Annotated in this window: 8 protein-coding genes; 3 read left to right on the forward strand and 5 right to left on the reverse strand. The window is 68.0% G+C overall.

The features are described from left to right. Positions 1-105 precede the first annotated feature (105 nt). Complete coding sequence (locus ACTJI4_RS01000) at positions 106-540, forward strand: PepSY domain-containing protein (RefSeq protein WP_392922587.1); 435 nt, start codon at positions 106-108, stop codon at positions 538-540. A gap of 73 nt (positions 541-613) precedes the next feature. On the opposite strand, the gene ACTJI4_RS01005 is transcribed toward ACTJI4_RS01000, so the two are convergent. From ACTJI4_RS01005 to ACTJI4_RS01015, 3 genes are all read right to left on the reverse strand, one after another. Next, entirely contained in the window at positions 614-1,111 is a 498-nt protein-coding gene (locus ACTJI4_RS01005; RefSeq protein ID WP_440868278.1) for a hypothetical protein, read from the reverse strand. 137 nt (positions 1,112-1,248) lie between these two features. Continuing rightward, the gene (locus tag ACTJI4_RS01010) at positions 1,249-2,460 is read right to left on the reverse strand and encodes an NAD(P)/FAD-dependent oxidoreductase (RefSeq protein WP_440868279.1); all 1,212 of its coding nucleotides are present in this window, start codon (positions 2,458-2,460) and stop codon (positions 1,249-1,251) included. A gap of 6 nt (positions 2,461-2,466) precedes the next feature. After that, positions 2,467-2,964, reverse strand: coding sequence for a lipocalin family protein (locus ACTJI4_RS01015; RefSeq protein WP_440868280.1), 498 nt, complete (start codon positions 2,962-2,964; stop codon positions 2,467-2,469). 158 nt (positions 2,965-3,122) lie between these two features. On the opposite strand from ACTJI4_RS01015, the gene ACTJI4_RS01020 reads away from it, so the two are divergent. Beyond that, complete coding sequence (locus tag ACTJI4_RS01020; protein WP_440868281.1) at positions 3,123-3,371, forward strand: hypothetical protein; 249 nt, start codon at positions 3,123-3,125, stop codon at positions 3,369-3,371. Positions 3,372-3,511: 140 nt separating this feature from the next. Further along, complete coding sequence (locus tag ACTJI4_RS01025) at positions 3,512-5,884, forward strand: DUF3772 domain-containing protein (protein WP_440868617.1); 2,373 nt, start codon at positions 3,512-3,514, stop codon at positions 5,882-5,884. A 21-nt stretch (positions 5,885-5,905) separates the two neighbouring features. On the opposite strand, the gene ACTJI4_RS01030 is transcribed toward ACTJI4_RS01025, so the two are convergent. Together ACTJI4_RS01030 and ACTJI4_RS01035 are read right to left on the reverse strand one after the other, a co-directional pair. Beyond that, a complete protein-coding gene (locus ACTJI4_RS01030) occupies positions 5,906-11,908 on the reverse strand; it encodes a hypothetical protein (protein ID WP_440868282.1) in 6,003 nt (2,000 codons plus the stop codon). Positions 11,909-12,214: 306 nt separating this feature from the next. Continuing rightward, on the reverse strand, positions 12,215-14,317 hold the full coding sequence (locus ACTJI4_RS01035; protein ID WP_440868283.1) for a phosphoglycerol transferase I: 2,103 nt from the start codon (positions 14,315-14,317) through the stop codon (positions 12,215-12,217). Positions 14,318-14,363 lie beyond the last annotated feature (46 nt).

The following is a 14,363-nucleotide window of genomic DNA, read 5'->3' on the forward strand; positions in this document are numbered from 1 at the left end:
GGCGTCCTTAAACGTTTCCTGACAATCAGGCTCATGGTCCGCTTAAGGGCGCTTGGCAGACTGGCGGCGCCGGGATGGTCCGGTGCCCCTTTCAGGAACTCCCCCATGAACAAGCTGATCCTTGCCGCCGCCCTGGCAGCCACCTTCACCACCGCTCCGGCCTTCGCCGCCGATCTCTCCGCTGCCGACGTGCAGGCCAAGCTGCGTGCCGCCGGCTACACCCAGGTCCACGAACTGGAACGCGACGACGGCGTGTGGGAAGCCGATGTGACCCGTGCCGATGGCAGCGTGGACGATGTGGTCATCGACCCGGCCACGGGCGAGATCTTCGATGCGCGCGACGGCCGTGCCCTGCTCGATGCCGGGCAGATCCTCTCGCTGGCCGGCAAGGCCGGTCTGACGAAGATCGAATCGGTCGAGCGCGACGGCGCGACCTGGACCCTGGAAGCGCGCAATGCCCGCAACCAGCGCGTCGACGTGCGCATGAGCGGTCACGATGGCCGCGTGTTGTCCAGCCAGCGCGATGGCTGGTGGGACTGAGCCGGATGGGCTCGGCAGCACATGCAGACGGCCGGGTTACCCCGGCCGTTTCTGCTGATGCACGTGGCGCTGGTTACCAGCCCACCGGGCCCGGGCCGTCCCAGTACCCCCGACCGTACCCGCCATATCCCCCATACGGTCCATAGAAGCCCGGGCCCTTGCCCTCGCTGATCTGGATGTTGAGGTTCATGTTGCGGGTCTTGCCGTCGTCGTTGGTGTAGTTCTTGTTGAGGTTCAACTCGGCCGCGTTGTAATGCGTGTTGCCGAATCCCTTGGCGTAGCCGATACCGGTGGTGATGCTGCCGTTGACCCGCAGCTTGTCGTCGGTGACCTCGGCGATGCCGTTGGCCGCGCCATCGCGCGCAAGCGCGCGGCGGCCGCTCTTGTCGCCATAGAAGGTGCCCGGCGGGTCGCCACGCAGGGTGGGATCGTTGAGGTACTGCATCGGCTTCTGCGGCACCGAGAGGTCCAGATCGGTCGCCGACTGCGGGCCGGTGGCACCGGCAGCGGACTGCGCCAGCACGACACCGGGGGCCAACAGGCACAGCAGCAGGGAAAGCGGGCGGATCATGGGAAGCTCCGGGGCAGGCAAAGCGGCCGACAGCGCTGACGCTAGCAGCCGTTGCTTGAATGATGCCTGTCGTGGCCCTGTAATTGAACGGGTACCGACCAACGGTCGGTACCTACCCATCTTGCGGGTCGCCGCGTTCAATCCAGCCGTTCAAACCCGAACAGGCCCGCCAGCGGGTGCTTTCGGCGCTCGATCCGGGCACGCAGCAGGCCGGCGCCGATCATCGAATAGGTGATGCCGTTGCCGCCGTAGGCCATCGCAAACAGGACCCGCGGCCCCCACTGCGGGTGCGGGCCGAAGAACGGCAGGCCGTCTTCGGTCTCGGCAAACGTGCCGCCCCAGGAGAACGCCGGCTGCAGCGGCAGGTGCGGGAACAGCCTGGCCACGTGCTTGAGCAGGGTGCCGGTCTTGCCGGCCACCCGGCTGTCGCGCCGTGCCGGGATGTCCACCGTGTCGTCCTCACCGCCGACCAGCAGCCGGTGGTCGCCGGTGCTGCGCATGTACAGGTAAGGACGCGCGGACTCCCAGACCATGGTGTCGGCCAACGGCCCCAGCGTGGCCGGGTCGATCGGGTCGGTAATGAAGGCATAGCTGCTGCGGTTGCGGGCCACCTTCTGCTTCAGCCAGCGCTGGCCGGCATAGCCGGTGGCCAGCACCACGTGCCGCGCACGGATGCGCAGGCCTTCCGGCGTGGTGGCGGTCACCCCGCGTGCGGTGGGCTCCAGGGTATGCAGCACGGTGCGGTCGTGGACCGCACAGCCGGCCTTGGCCAGCTTCATCAGCAGCCGGTAGGTGAGCTGGTAGGGGTCCACGCGCGCGGCCAGCGCGCTGAGGATCGCGCCGGGCGCGGAAATGCCGTACTCCGCCCGCACCGCATCGGCATCCAGCCAGCGCACGTCGAAACCATGCTTGTGTCGCAGCGCGTACTCGTCCTGCAGGGGCGAACGATGGCGGCGCTTGCTGGCGTAGTACAGGCTCTGCATGGGGTGGCAATCCACCCCGCGGAAACCGGCGGCCACCTCGCGCAGCGCCGGGATCGCCTCGGCGCAGGCGCGGTAGGCGAGCACTGCATCGCGCTCGCCGTAGCGCTTGGCCAGGTCGATCAGGTGCGTATCGATCTCGTACTGCAGCAACGCGGTGCTGGCGGCGGTGCTGCCCCAGCCGATGTCGCGCTGCTCGATCAGCACCACGTCATGGCCGTGCGCGCACAGCTCGTTGGCGATCAGCGCGCCGCTGATGCCGCCGCCCACCACCAGCACGTCGCAGCTTCGGTCCCCGCGCAGTGGTGGGAAGGCGTGCATCAGCCCGTTGCTGACGGCCCAGAAGGGGTACCCGCTTTTGAGGTCCATTGGCGATCAGGCAGTGGGGTGGCCGGTCTGCGGGGTGTGAATCAGTGGCGTGAGGTCGAAGCCCTGCTGGCGCGCCTGCGCCAGGTAATGCTCCTGGGTGGTGGCATCCAGGTGCGGCTCGCGCGCCAGCAGCCACAGGTACTTGCGGTCCGGGCTGCCGACCAGCGCCACGCTGTAGTCCGGCGCCACCTGGATGACCCAGTAGTCGCCCTTGGTGAACGGAAGCCAGCGCAGCCCCTTGGGCAGGAAGGTGACCTGCAGCCGAGCGGGGTCGTTCTCGTCGACCGGGCAGGCCTCGCCTACGGCTTCTTCGATCTCGCCATCCACGCGGCATTTGTTGACGACCTTGACGTGGCCCTTGTCGTTGAGGCTGTAGTTCGCCGTTACATCGGTGCAGTCGACCGGCTCGTGGCTCATGGGCAGCCGCGCAATTTCGTACCAGGTGCCCAGGTAGCGCGGCAGCTTGAGGTCGGGAACGGTCTTCAGGTCGGGGTGGGCGGTCATCGTGGGCATCGTTGGAGAGGTGGAGGCCAACATGCCCGGGCTGCCGCCATGGCGGAGTGAAGCCGCGGTGCAAGCTGGAACGGTACGTTGTGGTGCCGTCATGCCGGGAGCGCCGACGCGGCGCTATGCTGGCCGGGACCGGTTCAATGGAGGTGCGGATGTACCAGGTGATCCTGCTCAAGAGCGACAGCGGCTTCGCCCGCGCACAATGGGAAACGGTGGACGATGTGGTGGACCACGAGGGCGTGAGCTACTCGCTGCGGGCCGGCCCGCGCCAACCGCTGCCGACCGACCATGCGTGGGACGAAATCGTGGTGTATGCGCCGGAGGAGATCAGCGAGGAGGAATTCCAGGACTGGTACGCGGCCCTGGAGCCGCAGGTAGAGGAACTGCGCCTGAAGTACTGAGCTGCATACCCGGTGTGAACGAGACCCGGTTTATAGTCCGCTGCATGTCCGCGTGAACCCTGGGTGCTGGTTTGTCCTTCCGTCATCGTTTTCCCCTGCTGCGGCCGCTGGCCGGGCTGTTGCTGTCCACCTGGCTGTGCATGGCCCCCGGGGCATGGGCGCAGACGCCCGACGACCCGGCGGCCCAAGCCAAGACCCAGCTCAACCAGGCCGACAGGGAGCTGAAGGCAATCCGCACCGCGCTGCCGGACGCGGAAACCCGCGAGACGCTCACGCCGTTGTTCGAACGGGCCATGGCCGTGCAGCGCGACGCCGACGATGCACAGGCTACGCTGCAGCCGGAGCTTGACCAGCTCGATACCCGCCTCATGCAGCTGGGAACGGTGCCCGAAGGCACCGTGGAAGCGCGCGACGTGGCCCAGCAGCGCAGGTCGCTGACCCAGCAGCGCGCCGATATCGCCGCCGCCGTGGCGCGGGCCAGGTTGCTTGCGGTGGATGCCAGGCAGCTCGGCGCGGACATCGAAAAGATGCGCGTCACCCAGCTCAGCGAGGACCTGGCCCGAAAGGTCAATTCGCCGCTGTCGCCTTCGCTGTGGCGCAAGTTCGCCCGGGATGTGCCTGCCGACCTGCAGGAACTGGGGCAGATCTATCGGCAGGCGGAAACCACCGCGCGCAAAGCGATCGCGCAGCATGGCTGGACGGCGCCGCTGACCGGACTGGCGGTGGCGTTGCTGCTGTTCTTCCCGCTGCGCCTGTGGCTGCGTGCAGCCGGACGCCGGTACGCGCAATCCGAACGGGCGCCGGATGGGCGCCTGCGCCGCTCGGGTCTGGCGGTGTGGCTGCTGCTGGTCGGCACGATGCTGCCCGGCCTGGCCTGCGTAGTGTTCTTCGGGGCGCTGGATGCGATCGGCGCGATTCCGGCGCGGCTGGAAAAAGTGGTGTTCGCCATCCAGGTGGCCACTTATATCGCGGCGTTCATCACCGCCCTGAGTGCCGCGCTGCTGGTGCCCAAGCGCCCCTCGTGGCGCCTGCTGAACCTGGATGACGCCGCCGCGTGGCGCCTGCGCAAGTACGCTTGGGGTGCGGCCGCGTTGACCTGGATCAGCATCGTGCTGATGGCGCTCAACCGCGCCGCGCGCACCAGCGCGATCACCACGGTGGCGGTAGACGGCCTTGTTGCCATCACCTACATGGCGTTGATCGTCGCCATCCTGGTCTCGCTGGCCCGCCTGCATCGGCGCCAGACCGACGAGGCGGCGGCCAAGCTGGAGGCGCAGGCGCAATCGGACGGCAAGGCCAAGGGCCCCGCGCGACGCAGCGGCTGGATCGTCATCGCACGCCTGGCGGGCCATATCGTAGTGGCCGCTGCGGTGATCGCCACCCTGCTGGGCTACCTCAACCTCGCCCTGTTCGTCGCCCAGCAGCTGGTCTGGGGCGCCGTGGTGCTGCTGGCCGCATCGCTGTTGATGAAGTTTGCCGATGATCTTGCGACCTGGCTGCTGTGCCCGACCAGCAGCGTGGGCCGCACGGTGTTGCTGACCACCGGGTTGAGCGAGTCGCGGGTGGTGCAGGCCGGCGTGCTGTTGTCGGCGGGGTTGCGTATCTGCGTGATCCTGCTGGCCGTGATGGCGCTGACTGCGCCGCTGGGCAACCTCAGCGCGCTTTACGGTGGCCTGGACACGCTGTCCAAGGGCATCCCCCTCGGCAAGAACCTGACCCTCAAACCCAGCAGCGTGCTGTATGCCGTGATCGCGTTCCTGCTGGTCTGGGCGGCGATGCAGACCTTCCAGCGCTGGCTGACCGACACGTATCTGCCCAAGACCGAGCTCGATGCCGGCGCACGCAACTCCATCAGTACGGTGACGCGTTACCTGGGCATCATCGCGGCCGTGCTGTGGAGCCTGACTGCCCTGGGAATCGGGCTTGAACGGCTGGCGCTGCTTGTCAGTGCATTGTCGGTAGGTATTGGTTTCGGCCTGCAGGCGATCACCCAGAACTTCGTCTCGGGACTGATCCTGCTGGCCGAGCGGCCGGTCAAGATCGGCGACTGGGTGAAGCTGGGCGACCAGGAGGGCGACATCAAGCGCATCAACGTGCGTTCCACCGAGATCCAGGTGGGGGACAAGTCCACGCTGATCGTGCCCAACTCCGAGTTGATCACCAAGACCATCCGCAACATGACCATGGGCAGCGCGCAGGGTCGGATCCAGATCCAGTTCACCGTGCCGCTCAATACTGACGTGGCCGCGGTTCGGCAGGTCCTGCTGGATGCATACGCCGAACACGTGGGCGTACTGACCGATCCGGCGCCGTCGGTGTTCATCGACTCCATCGCCAACGGCCAGGTGGCGATCAACAGCTTCGCCTATACGTCGGGTCCGCGTGCGGTGTACGGGGTGCGCAGCGATCTGTACTTCACCCTGCTGCAGAAGCTCGCGGCGTCCGGCATCGCGCTGTCTGCGCCGACCGATATCCACCTGGTCGGCGAAGCACACGCCCCGCGTGAACCGTGACGACCTGCAACAGGACGCGCATCAGGTGCGCGCATCGCGCGGAAGGCGGCCCGGTTGGTCCGGCAGGACAATCACGGGGGGCTGGAGGGGCGACCGGTCGTCGTCGAGCTGTTCTTCGGACGCCTTGGGCCCCTGCTTGATCGGCTTGAGCGCCTTGCCGGGGGAGACATGCGGGGTGCGCGGACTGCCGCCCACCTTCATCAGCATGCCGGCGGCGCCGCTGCCGCCTTCGCCGAGTTGCTCCTGCAGCGCCGGGCCGTGCAACGTAAGCGTGCCGGGGTCGACCAGGTGCAGGCTGCGGCCATCGCCGGCCGCCGGCGCCACCAGGACATGGGGGACGTCATCCACGGTGCGGATCCTGATCTCGTGAAGTGGCGATGCCAGCGAACCGTCCTCCCTGGCAATGGCCATGCCCTCGCGCATCGCCCAACGCACGCCCACGGCACGCGCGTGCGGGCGCTGTGGGTCTACCATCGCCCAGAGAAAGCGCAGATTGCCGGCTGCAGTTCGCTGCACCACGCCCGAACCGATCCGCAGCAACGCCAGGCTGCCGGCTGCGGGGTTGAGTGCATCGAGGGTGCCGTGCCCGAGTACCCGCGACAGCTCGGCGAAGCGCGGCAGGGTCAGTTTCAGACCCGGCCGCATCAACACCTTGGCCATGCCGCCGACGACCGGGCCGACCACGATGATCGCCTCCAGGTAGAGCCCGAAAACCGCCATCGCGAACGTGTTGCGGTTCGGCGATGAGATTCCGCGCAGGTTCTCCACGAAGGGAACGAAGAAGTCCACGGTCTTCAGCCACAGCGGTGCATCCTGCAGATGCTCCTCGTAGTGCGTGGGGGCCCAGCCTTCGTGACGAAACGCGGCCGCGTCCAGCCAGAAGAAGCCGTTCCGCACCGGCTCGACCAACGCGTGGAAGGGTGATCGGGTGGCGTTGGCGTTGGCGTTGGCGTTGGCGTTGGCGTCGACGTCTGCCGCGCGTGACAGCAGCGGCTCGACGATCACATCCGAACACCTGCCACTGACCGGTGCGCGGTCAGATGCATACGCTTCCCAGTCCACCTCCAGAGGCGTGCCCCGAAGCACGCGTATCGTCGCGACGTTGCCGCTGCGCAGGCGCACCTTGCGGTTCTGCAGCTGCCCGCCGATGGGCAGCGGCCCGTCCAATGCCAGCGGCACGATCCTGCTCTGCAGCGGGAACAGCTGGAAATGGCGCGGCCGCCCGTCCACCTGCAGGGTATACAGCACGCCGAAGCGGCCACGGTAGGGATCGGTATCGTTGCGGGTTTCCTGCTGCGCCTCCAGATCCGGTTCATGCGTGCGTAGAGTGAATATCTCCACATCGCCACGCCGCAGTGCCGCACGCTCTTCTTCCGGCCGCTGGAACAGCGCTTCTTCGATCAGCACCCCATAGCCGCGCTGCGCCTTGCGGAAATAGGCATCGAAGCGTTTCTGGTAGCGGGCGTTGATGTCGGCCATGCGGGCCAAGCCGGGCTTCATGAGCGCAAAAGCGTCCTGCTGGGCGGCCTCGAAGCGCGGATTGCCCTGGCCCGGATTGAGCGGTGAGGGCGGCGCGAACCTTCGGCAGGGGCGCCAGTGCCCCGTCCCGTTGCGCAGCGCGCCGGCCGCCACGATCTCGAAAAACGGAAAGCTGCTGGCGAAGTGGTTCTCGTCGTCGCAGAGGCGGAAGTCCGTGGAGTTCCAGGCCTGGTCGGCGAGCACGCCGGGAAACCGTGGGAATACCCGCCGTATTTCCGCTTCGACCAGGGGCATGCGATAGGGCAGGGGTGCCAGCACATCGGTGATGGCGCGCTCGATCTCGGCCACGCGCAGGTCGAAGGCGCGCAGCGCGGCCTCGATGCGGTCCCCGACCGGCACTGGCAGTGCCGAGGCGTGCTCCAGCTGGCGCAACACATACCAGTCCAGGGTCGGCAGTCGGCGGGCATCCAGGATCAACTGCCTGACCAGGTCGGGCGTTCCGCTGTCCGCGGCCAGGTCGGCGGCGAAGCTGACCAGTTCACTGAACCGCATCTGCTGGGACAGGCCGCGCCGCAACCGTTCCGCCAGGTGCACAGCGCTGGCGTAGTGCACCGAGGCGATCGTGCTGCCGTAGACCAGATTGGCTGGAACGTCGCCGGGGAGCAGCTCCGGTGCCAGGTCCTGCAGCGCCAGGGTTTCTGCCAGCCCCAGCAGCGAGTCCGGGATGCGGCCCATGCCGCGCAGGTACTCGCGGAAATCCTCGCGGATCTGCACGAAAGTGCGTCCCTGGTTGGTGTATTTGTGCAGCCGGTAGCCGAGCAGGATCCCCGCATCGCGGCGGGACGCGGGGCCCAGGTCCAGAATGATCGCTTCGCGGGTCAGGCTGCCCAGCAGCGTCGGCGAGGTGGGCGCGGCCGCGCTGCCCATGTACCAGCCGAGATCGCGCAGCAGCGCGGTCTGCAAGGCCAGGGCCCGCGGTGTGCGGGCCATGCTCGCCACGTAGTGACTGCTGCGGTGCAGCTGCTCGGGCGCGATCTCTCCGCGCTGAAGCAGTGGAAGGGCCAGATACTCCAGCAGGGTCTGGCCGGCGGGGGCGCGCTGGGCCAGGAAGCGGGTGGTGGTCTGGCGGACCTGCTCGACATCCGTGGCACTCAATGCGTCGGCCGCGTGCAGGAGCTCGGGGCGCATGCCGAGCCGGAGTTCGCCGAGCAGGCGCTCGGCGCAGCGTTCGGCGCCATCAGGATGGGTCACCTCATCGGGACCACACCCCCCGTGCGCGGCCAGGCTGTCGGACACGACAACCCGGCCATCAGACCGGACCTGGCCGCCGAGTCGGCCGGCCACCTCGCGAAGCCGCGCCAGGGCGCCGCCGTGCTGCCAGGACGCGCTATCGTTGAACGCATGCGCGTTGCCGAGCCGGTCCTGCAGGCGCACGTGCCCGGCTGCGTTGACCGCCACCCAGCGCAGTGGCAGGGGCAGCTCCGCCGTTGCCTCCAGCACCTCCGGGCTGGCGATGAGCTGCGCCAGGGGCTGCAGGGCGGTCTGCAGCACTGCCGCGGTCGACGTGCCCAGTGCTGGGCGATAGAGCGCCGTGCCTGCGGACGGCCGGTGCATCAGTACGCGGCCCAGGTCCTGGAGTTCATTGCTTGCCTCCTGCCAACGTGGCAACGGCGCTGCATGCTGCTGCCAGTGCTGGTGAATCCGCGCCATCGCATCGAGCAGTTGCGCCTGCGTACATGCCGCGGCTGGAGCGCAGGGTTGGCGCACGGGCAGCGGGATCGCGCCATGGAACTGCAGGGCATTGAGAAGTGGCACCGACGTGCCCGGTGAAAACCTTCCCAGGCGGTCGGTCATCCGGTACAGCGCTTCGCGTGGCTGGGCCAGTGAAGGCGCGAGCGCGGCACTGAGACCACCGATGATCACCACGCTCTGCCCGGAGCCGCGCACACTGGCGGTCAGTCCATCGGTGTTGGCCCGCAGCGACTGGTAGGACGCGTTGACCCGGCGCATCTCCAACCATACCTCGGTCTGTTCAAACACCCGCTGCAGCTGCTGCTGGGCATCGCGCCATGCCGCATGCAGTGGGGAGGGGAAGGTCGGCAGCAGGATCTGGTGTGCCATCGCGTCATCCAGGGTTGGCGGCGCAGCATCGAACCGCGCCCACAGCCGGTCCAGCAGTCGCTGGTGGTCCTGCTGCGCCGGCGAGTCGCTGCGCACGTCCCACTGCACCTCGACCCGTGCGCTTGCCCGCGGCGACGGATGCTGCAGTGCCAGCTGGGCCTCGAGCCTGGCCAGGCTGGCGTCGAAGTGGTCGTCATCCATTGGAATGGCGGGCAGTGGCGCGGCGTAGTAGGCCAGCATTTCCGGGACACGCAGGCGGCCGTCCGAGCGCACAGGCGCATGCAGCAGGGTGGCGATCCCGCGCAGCATCGTGTCGAGCGCCGCCAATGCGGCCGGGGGATGGCCCGCTTCGAACAGGGCCACGCTGCGCGCGCCCTGCAGGGCGTGGGCTTGAACCGGGCCATGCGCAGGGTAGACCAGCTGTGCCGGATCAACGTGGTGGTGCCAGCACAGGGCGATGACCTCGGCATGCTGCGAGACCTGCAGCAGCAGGCTGCGGCCCAACGCCGTGTTGTGCCCCAGGTGCGAGCGCGGGTCTGGTCGCCAGCGGCTCCACGTTGGTTCGAGCCCTCGGATCGGTATGCTCCGGGCCTGCCGCACCTCCGCGTGCAGTCGCTGCAGCGTCACCGTCTCGTTGGTGGGGGCGATATGGCCGTCCGGCAACTGCTGCACCGCGCGCTCAAGGCGTCGGATGAGCGGGTCCAGCGCGGAAAGCGTGTATGTCTGCGTGGCCACCTCCTGCCCCAGATAGAAGCCCAGCGCACAGGCCAGGCGTGCCTCGACCGCGTTGTCGAAGCAGCCGCCCGCGTCCAGTACGTTGCGGTGCAGGTCGTCCAGCAGCACCTGGGTGAGTGACGACCATGCAGGGCGGTCGGTCCCCGCCGGCGCTGGATGCAGCGCGACCACCGTTCCCGACGTGGCGCGCGTACCGCTCAGGGTGCCATTCCAGACCACCAGCGAGGCCGGGGGCAGGCGCTCGGCGTACAGGGTCGCAAGGAAATCGTCCTGGCGGTACAACCATCCAAGCTGCCCGTGCACGGACAGCAGCGCACGCGCGAACGGCGAGTCCGGCGCAGGATTGAATGCAATGCGGGAAAGTGCGGCACTGCCTGCAGCGGATGCGGCATCCCGCAGCGACCACAGGGCACCGATCAGCGCGACCTGATCCTGGACGGCGGCCTCGTCCTGCACGGTCGTGCTGGACGGCTGCTCCGGTTCGGACGTGGCCAGCGAGCGGGTCGGCCGGCGCAATGCCCAGCCTGTCGCGGCGTCGATCAGCGGCCCGTCGACGTCATCGCCAAGCCCACAGAGGGCGCGCAGCGCCTGGCGGAAGTCCGGTGCACCGCGTGTCACGGGCAGGTCCAGCACCACGCGGGCCCGCGCCGCGATGTCCTCGCCCACCGGCAGCACGGCTGCGCGCAGGGCGAGTGCCTCGCCCAACGCCCTCGCTTCCCGGCTGGGTGGCTGCAGGAACAACACACGCTCGATCCGTTCGCCGATCTGCGCCACCGCTGTCTGGTAGGCGCTGTGCAGCGCCCAGGCGACCAGGCCGCCGCCCGCCGCTGCAGTGGCCAATGCACACGCTGCGGTGGCGGCGCGTGGATGCCGCGGGAGCGGAGATATCGCAGGCGACAGCGCGGCGGCCGCCAGTGCGGGCAATGCGGGGCCAAGCAGACGTGCGCGCTCTCCGGCCGAGCGTGCGGCGGGCGGAGCGGGCAGCATGAGTGTATCCGGCAGCAGCGTTACGGCTGCAGGGGGTGCCGTGAGCAGGCGGCGGGCGGCGCCGCCGATCAGGTCCAACTGGTCCAGGGCGGCCGGCAACCGCGTCAGCTGGCGGCCAACGGCCGTGGCCGGCGGGGCGGGCGGCTGCTGGCGGAACCACAGCGCCCATGTGGTGGCCAGCAGGATCACGCGCAGCGGGGACGTCGGGAGCTGCAACTGCCGATGCAGTGCGTCGTGGGCGCTGTCAGCATGCTGAAGCAGCGGTTCCAGGGCACCGGGGAGCAAGGCGATCAAGGGCTCCACCCAGGCGCCGCCGCGCAGTGAGGGCAAGGGAAGCTGGCACAACCAGCGCAGCCATGCCAGCGGTGAACCTTCCTGCAGCAGCCGGGGCAGTGCCATCGCCTGCTGCGACCACGACAGCCACTGCGCACCCTGGGCACCCACGGCAAGGTTGGCTACGGCATGCAGTGCAATGCCGGCCGCGCGCTGACACTGCAGACGGCCAATGCCGCTGACAAGGCTGGCCACGACCCGCGCGCACTCCTGCCGCCATGCATCCGTCGCACACGACGGCCCCGCATCCCGGTTGAAAAGCGCCCGCTCCAGCGCGCCCGGACGCTCGGCCAGCGGCATGTCCTTGACGACCTGCGAGACATACTTGCCCAGCGCATCGGGCGACCCCTCGCAAAGCAGATGCCGCAATCGGCCTTCGAGCAGGGAAAGTTCCGAGGGCAGCAGCGGGCAGCGTCGCAGGAAACGCGCGAGGGCCGGCGACAGCGTGTCGGTTATCGCAGGCGGTGCCGCATGGCCGGGCGAGGCGTTCGCCACGCTGGTGGGCGCGACGCAGTGCGTCGCTGCGTGCGAGGACCGCGAATGATCAAAAAAGGCGTGCGGCAGGGATTCCGCAGCCCGCAGTGGAACCACGATGATGGGCACTCCCCCGGGTTCAGTTGGGGCGCACGATTGTGCCGGTCCATTCGCGCTCAGGCTGTGCGGCGGTTCGCAGAATCAGCCGCGATTTCCACGTCGTGACGGGACCAGCGCGAAGTTGTCGACCGCCAGCTTCTCGGCATGGTTGAGCCACGCGCGGATCTCCAGATCATCCACTTCGTGGTCCAGCCCGAACGGTACGCTGATGCGACCTTCCGCATCGGGCTGCACCCACTGCTGGGCAACCACGACCTTGCGCTTGGACGACACGGCCTCGATCCAGAAACCACGGTCGGGCGACTGCTTGGCCACGAACTGCAGCATGTACTGGCCCGCACGCGTGCGCCGGCCTTTCTGCGTGATCATGTGCGCCTGGCGGATGCTCGGCCGCGGGCCGTTGAACGGATCCAGTGGCGCATCGACCGCGAAGCCGTCGCGCAGCTGGTCGTCGCGGTAGAGCTTGATGCCCTTGTCGCGATTGACCAGCATGGCGCACCAGTCACCATCGGCCGAGCCGTCTTCGAAGGCAGTACAGCGGTCCACGTAGGCCAGCGTATTGTCCGGATCGGCCAGGTCGAACTGCTTGGAGGTGTTCTCCAGATAGACTGATTTCAGGTCCCACTGCTTGTCGTACTCCAGCAGTACGGGCGGCTGCACGTGCTGCAGGCCGATCACCACCTGGTTGTCGTCATCGATGCGCAGCTGACGGGTCTTCTCGCCGAGCCACAGCGAACGCGAGAAGGCCAGGTATCGTGGGAAATCCCTGCCGTCGTCGCGGAACACGGCCGCGCTGGCGCTGGCCGGGCGCCCGGGCTGCAGCAGCGAGCGGCCAAAGCCGATCTCGCCGATCTCCGGCTCGATCAGGCTGAGCAGCGTCGCGCCAGAATCCAGTGTGGAGCCGTGCTGCGCGTCCAGCTGACGCGGGGCGATGTCCTTGCCCAGGAACAGCAGGAGGTTCTCCCGCTCCTGGTTGGCCAGGATGTGGCTCAGGTCGTTGGGCATGGCCAGGTGGTCGGACGCGATGACGATCAAGGTGTCTTCGCCATACGGGCTGGCCTGGATTCGGTCGACCAGCCTGGAAATCAGCCCATCGGTGCACTTGAGCGCGTTCAGCAGACCGATATCGCCGTAGTCGCTCTTGTAGCGGGTGCGCCTGCACGCCACCGGCAGATGCCCGGCGGGGTGGTGGGTGTCCATGGTCAGCGTGGTCAGCATGAACGGCTGGCCGGCCTTGGACAGTTGCATGAAGCGGTCGTACGCCTTGTCCAGCAGCACGTCATCATGCACACCCCAGGTGGAGAAGTGCGATCGGGCGATCTTCTGCTGCTTGAACCACGCCAGGTCATCCACCGCATCGAAACCGTGGGTGGCCAGGAACTGACCCTTGCCCGCGAACAGGCCATTGGCGCCGCCCAGGTAATGGTTGGTGTAGCCCTGCTGCTTGAGGTAATCGCCCAGACACACTGCCTGCGGCAGGAAGCTGCCCATGCGGTCCATGCTGTTCTCATCGCCCTGCGCGGTGGTCAGCGGCACACCGCACATCGACGACACCAGGCCGGCGATGGTCCAGCCACCGCCTTCGGCCGAGATGAGCCCGCGCACATCCAGCGCCTGCCCGGCCAGGCGGTTGAGGTTGGGCATCAGACCGGGGAACGTGGCCTCATCCAGATACGTGCGCTCGAGGCTTTCGCCGTAGATCCACACGATGTTGCGCGGCGTGCGCAGCGGCTGTTTCGGCACGCGGTATTCCGGGGCGACCATGCTGTAGTCGACTGGACGCATCTGCTGGTAGAGGCGTTGGCCGTCGCGGTACAGCGGGCTGACGCCGATTGCCAGCACCCACACGGCGAGGAAGCCGGCGAACACGCCACGACCATGCGCGTTGCGGTGCCAGCGCGTGATACGGGGGGCCAGCAGCGGCAGCAGCGAGAGCAGGGCCAGCGCGATGAAGCCGGCGATGTACCCCTTGAAGTCCGAGACGCCGGCGCCTTCCATGTCCGCACCGAGGTGGTACAGCGTTGCCGCATTCAGGCCATCGCCGGAGAGCTTGTTGATCAACCACCATGCGCTGAGCGTCAGCAACAGCACCGTCATCAGGCTCGCCTTCCACCACGCCCAGCGACCCGACGCAAGCAACAACCCGGTGAGCAGCAACAGTGACAGCAGCAGGATCCAGAGCATGGGCATCATCGGCAGCGGAGACAGGTGCGATCGGCTGTCCAACCAC

Source organism: Stenotrophomonas sp. 22385, from assembly GCF_052045085.1.
GTDB lineage: Bacteria > Pseudomonadota > Gammaproteobacteria > Xanthomonadales > Xanthomonadaceae > Stenotrophomonas.

Bases quoted from the DNA above. Each gene is read 5' to 3' on its own strand.
- ACTJI4_RS01020 (WP_440868281.1), top strand. From the start codon at position 3,123: ATGTACCAGGTGATCCTGCTCAAGAGCGACAGCGGCTTCGCCCGCGCA.
- ACTJI4_RS01010 (WP_440868279.1), bottom strand. From the start codon at position 2,460: ATGGACCTCAAAAGCGGGTACCCCTTCTGGGCCGTCAGCAACGGGCTG.
- ACTJI4_RS01025 (WP_440868617.1), top strand. From the start codon at position 3,512: ATGGCCCCCGGGGCATGGGCGCAGACGCCCGACGACCCGGCGGCCCAA.
- ACTJI4_RS01000 (WP_392922587.1), top strand. From the start codon at position 106: ATGAACAAGCTGATCCTTGCCGCCGCCCTGGCAGCCACCTTCACCACC.
- ACTJI4_RS01005 (WP_440868278.1), bottom strand. From the start codon at position 1,111: ATGATCCGCCCGCTTTCCCTGCTGCTGTGCCTGTTGGCCCCCGGTGTC.
- ACTJI4_RS01015 (WP_440868280.1), bottom strand. From the start codon at position 2,964: ATGACCGCCCACCCCGACCTGAAGACCGTTCCCGACCTCAAGCTGCCG.
- ACTJI4_RS01035 (WP_440868283.1), bottom strand. From the start codon at position 14,317: ATGCTCTGGATCCTGCTGCTGTCACTGTTGCTGCTCACCGGGTTGTTG.